This is a genomic window from Aquiflexum sp., assembly GCF_977115555.1.
Map to the genome: position 1 here is coordinate 1 of NZ_CDSBKL010000376.1, position 3,862 is coordinate 3,862.

The 3,862-nt window shown below is 41.6% G+C and carries 4 protein-coding genes and 1 pseudogene; 3 read left to right on the plus strand and 2 right to left on the minus strand.

All coding sequences use genetic code 11. The features are described from left to right. Positions 1 to 475: pseudogene (locus ACZFYI_RS16875) on the minus strand (hypothetical protein); the annotation flags it as partial. A gap of 126 nt (positions 476 to 601) precedes the next feature. Between ACZFYI_RS16875 and ACZFYI_RS16880 the strand changes: the two are divergent. From ACZFYI_RS16880 to ACZFYI_RS16890, 3 genes are all read left to right on the plus strand, one after another. Continuing rightward, complete coding sequence (locus ACZFYI_RS16880; RefSeq protein ID WP_462525299.1) at positions 602 to 1,687, plus strand: ligand-binding sensor domain-containing protein; 1,086 nt, start codon at positions 602 to 604, stop codon at positions 1,685 to 1,687. A 460-nt stretch (positions 1,688 to 2,147) separates the two neighbouring features. Further along, positions 2,148 to 2,702: a cupin domain-containing protein gene (locus ACZFYI_RS16885; protein WP_462525300.1), complete on the plus strand. Its 555-nt coding sequence runs from the start codon at positions 2,148 to 2,150 to the stop codon at positions 2,700 to 2,702. 6 nt (positions 2,703 to 2,708) lie between these two features. After that, positions 2,709 to 3,557, plus strand: a complete 849-nt coding sequence (locus ACZFYI_RS16890; protein WP_462525301.1) for a helix-turn-helix domain-containing protein — start codon at positions 2,709 to 2,711, stop codon at positions 3,555 to 3,557. A 5-nt stretch (positions 3,558 to 3,562) separates the two neighbouring features. Here ACZFYI_RS16890 and ACZFYI_RS16895 read toward each other — a convergent pair. Continuing rightward, the coding region (locus ACZFYI_RS16895) for a Fic family protein (RefSeq protein ID WP_462525302.1) at positions 3,563 to 3,862 on the minus strand (300 nt) is incomplete at its 5' end.

The window sequence follows — 3,862 nt, forward strand, 5'->3', positions numbered from 1 at the left end:
AAAAGTTTGAAGCTTTCACTTGTGTAGATTCAAAATTGATTTTGATCCGGTAACAATCCTTTGGTTGTACCCTTCCCTGACAGGGAACAAGGGTTTTATCCTTTTGCCCCGACATCTGATAGCTATAGACAATCTGATGTCCCCGGCATTCCAACACATTGACTTGGTAATTGTCCTCAGGAGTCTTAGTCTCAATCCCTTCTCCCAACGCAGCATGGATGACTTTGACCAAGCTGTCAGGTTCAAATTGGAAGGGACTTTCGAATAACAAAACGAATTCGTTTTCACTGATTTTATTGACAGGCAACACCCTCGAGGAGGAATCCCCAGAAGCTAACAAAACCTTGTGCCCAACATTCCTCAACCTGATTTCCCTGTTTTCCGCAAGGTCTTCAGACTGCCATGGCCAAAGGATAACCATCATCAAAATCATGGAAAGTATTCCGATGCCCGCAGGTTGAAGCAGTTTTTTCATTGACCAAATTTAAGGTTTAATTTGTGGGAAGAATAGGTTTTTACGCTGATTTACAATCTTTTTACAAACCATTTACCATCTCAGCTTAGTATAGGCATATGTTTGGGTATTCTAAACCAATACAAAATGATAAGAAACTTAGGATTATTCGCAGGGTTGTTAATGGTGGTTTTTTGCACTTCCTGTAACCCACAAAACAAAACAGCTCAATCAACCGAAAGTCACAAACCGGAATCCAAATATTTTTTAACCTCCGATTCACCAAAGAGTATCGTCCGGAATATTGAGCAGGATAGTGATGGCAGGATATGGATCGCCTCTTGGGAGGGTATTTTTCTATCTGATGGAAAGTCATTTACAAACTTCACCAAACAGGTTAGCTCTTCCCGTTTTTTCTCGGTTATGGAAGACAGCAAAGGTATTATGTGGTTTGGTTCCCTAGGCTCGGGGGTTTTTTCCTATGATGGTAAAAGATTCAGAAACTACACCACCGAGGATGGACTCCTCAATAATGATGTTGTCAGTATTTATGAAGATAAAGCCGGCAACATCTGGTTCGGTGTTTGGGGAGGAGCGAGCCGATTTGATGGGAAGACTTTTAGGAATTTTATCATCAATGAAGATGAGATGACTGAAGATTTAACCGGAAAAACTTTTGCAGAACGAGGCCAATATGAAGTCAATTCCATCATTGAAGACAAGTCAGGTAAGCTTTGGTTTGCCACGAGGGGCAACACCTTTGTATTTGATGGGGAGATATTTTCACCGGTTTCGAATTTAGGTAGGGCTTTTAAAAATATCCGTTCAGTCATTGAAGATCAAAAAGGCAATATTTGGCTTGGAGGAAATGATGGTTTGTGGCGGTATGACGGGAATGTATTCACCAATATCACAAAGGATTTTGTAGGGTATATCCTCGAAGATAGAGAAGGGAATATCTTGACTAGCTCGGGAAGTATCAAAGGCGAAAAAAACTGGAAACTATCGCGCTATAGGCCCAAATCATTAACCAATAAATTGATGATCAGTCCTGAAATATTGAAGTCGGATGAAGGAATGATTTTTGGGATTTTGGAATCCAAGGATGGAAGTATCTGGTTTGGTACTTTTGATGGTGTGAACCGTTATGAAGGAAACACAGTCAATAATTTTAAAACCATATCAAGTCAGCAATACTTCTCCAAAATGGTGGCATCAAGGGATGATTGTTAGATGTATTTGGCCTATCCTCCTTCTCAGTTATCCTGCTTCTCCAGAAGCAGGATCCTTCTTGTTTCCCGCAAAGTCGCCAAGGCGCAAAGTAAACCAAGTCGGATGGCTTCCAGCCGTCAGACTATTTCAGCTATCCTTCTTCTCTAGAAGCAGGATACTTCTTATTTCTCGCAAAGACGCAAAGTCGCAAAACAAGAAAGAATATAGCCCACAAAGACACGAAGACCCTAAGAAAAGTTTTCCTGTTATTCTGCTTCTTCGGAAGCTGGATACTTTTTTCCCGCGAAGGCGCGAAGTCGCAAAGGAAAAAACACTAGTTTCCATGCTTTGGCTAATATCGATCAGCAAGACTGGCAACCGTTTTGATGGATGTTTTTTTGAAATAAAAACGTCCGATTTTTACCAGCTCCATGATCTTGGTTCAGGGTATTTTTGTCCATAACCTTTAACCACAATAATTATGGAACGGAGAAAATTTATTGTCACTACTGCCGCGCTTGCTGCCTTCGGGTCCGACCTGATGGCATTCCCTTTTTCAAAAAATGAAGTAAAAAACGGATTTTTGGTCAAATCCGGTGAGGCGAGATTCGGGAAGCATACACCTTTCAGGGGTGTCAATCCCAACGACCTCAAAATTTCCTCCAAAGATACAGGCGGACAAATGTCAGCATTTGAGTATATTGGAGTGGAAAAAACCGGACCCTCGCTTCATGTTCACTTGGAGCAGGATGAGGTTTTTTATGTAGTAGAAGGAGAATACCTCTTCCAGTTGGGAGAACTTCAGCATCAACTCAAAGCAGGAGACACCATTTTTCTGCCAAGAAACATTCCGCATACCTGGATTCAGACTTCGGATAAGGGTAAGTTGTTCTATATCCTGCAGCCTGCTTTCAAAATGGAGGAATTTTTCCAAACCATGACTGACCTAGGGCGACCTCCAACAGAGGAGGAAGCACAAAAAATTTCCTTGGCACATGGAATCAAAAATGTCGGGCCGCCATTAACATTAAATTAAGCACAAATGATACTCAGGGATTTTTTGCCCGGTCCTTCTTTGAGAGATTATGTCAGGAAGCACCAAGTCATCAGGTTTGAATTTGAGGCAGGGACAATAATTCCACCTAAGGTATATTGTCCCCGCCCTGAAATCTGCTTGATATTTTCCCTTAGAAATACCCAACAAGTCAAATATCCTGGTTGCATGGATTATTCGATCCACTATAGGTGCACAATCAGCGGTTTGCACACAGTAGTCACCAACCGATTTACAGGAAGTGACTTTTGGGTTTTGCAGATCGTACTGCAACCGAGTGCGCTTTATTTGCTGACAGGGATTCCGGCGCAAGAGCTTACCAATACTTTTATAGATGCCGAGGATGTTTGGGGAAAAGAAATCAGGACTGTGCATGAACAGATGTGCAACACTGATGGTGTGGAAGAGGTGATCCGAATTGCTGAATTGTTTTTGGAAAGACTTATCAGACGGCCAAAATACAGTTTGCAGGGAATAGATAAGGTGAGTGCTGTGATTTTGAACCAAAACAGGTCGCTTTCTATGGACAAACTTGCTGCTGATGCCTGTCTGAGCAACAGGCAGTTTCAGCGGCGATTTGCAGAAAGGACAGGGATTGGGCCAAAGCTTTTTGACAAAGTAGTACGGTTTGAAAAAGCTTTTTTTATGAAAAACGCCAATCCCCATTTGGATTGGTTGAGTATCGCCTTGGCCTGTGGGTACTACGATTACCAGCATTTGGCAAAGGATTACAAGTACTTTACCAATCTGACCCCAACCGGTTTTTATGAATTGGATACCAAAGCACCCGAAAGGACATTTGGTGTGGTGGAGGTCAGGCAGGAGTTGATGGTTTGATTCGGCTATTTGAATTCAACCTCAAAGTAATTAAGGAGGTTTTTATACTGATCTTGGGCTGTGAGACAGGTGTCCAACAAATATTCCCTTACTTGATTCCATTCCTGTAAACCTCTGTAGTAATAAAGTTTCAATTCGTCGGATATGATAAAAGGTACAATGCCATTAGCTAGACATTCTTTAAACATGATTAATCTTCCTACCCGTCCATTTCCATCCTGAAAGGGATGAATCACCTCAAACCTATGGTGAAAATTTAAGATGTCTTCTAGGGATTTTCTTTCTAATTGATGGTAATCATTGAG

What these genes read in the sequence shown, in the direction of transcription:
- ACZFYI_RS16880 (WP_462525299.1), top strand. Translation starts at nt 602, where the DNA reads ATGATAAGAAACTTAGGATTATTCGCAGGGTTGTTAATGGTGGTTTTT.
- ACZFYI_RS16885 (WP_462525300.1), top strand. Translation starts at nt 2,148, where the DNA reads ATGGAACGGAGAAAATTTATTGTCACTACTGCCGCGCTTGCTGCCTTC.
- ACZFYI_RS16890 (WP_462525301.1), top strand. Translation starts at nt 2,709, where the DNA reads ATGATACTCAGGGATTTTTTGCCCGGTCCTTCTTTGAGAGATTATGTC.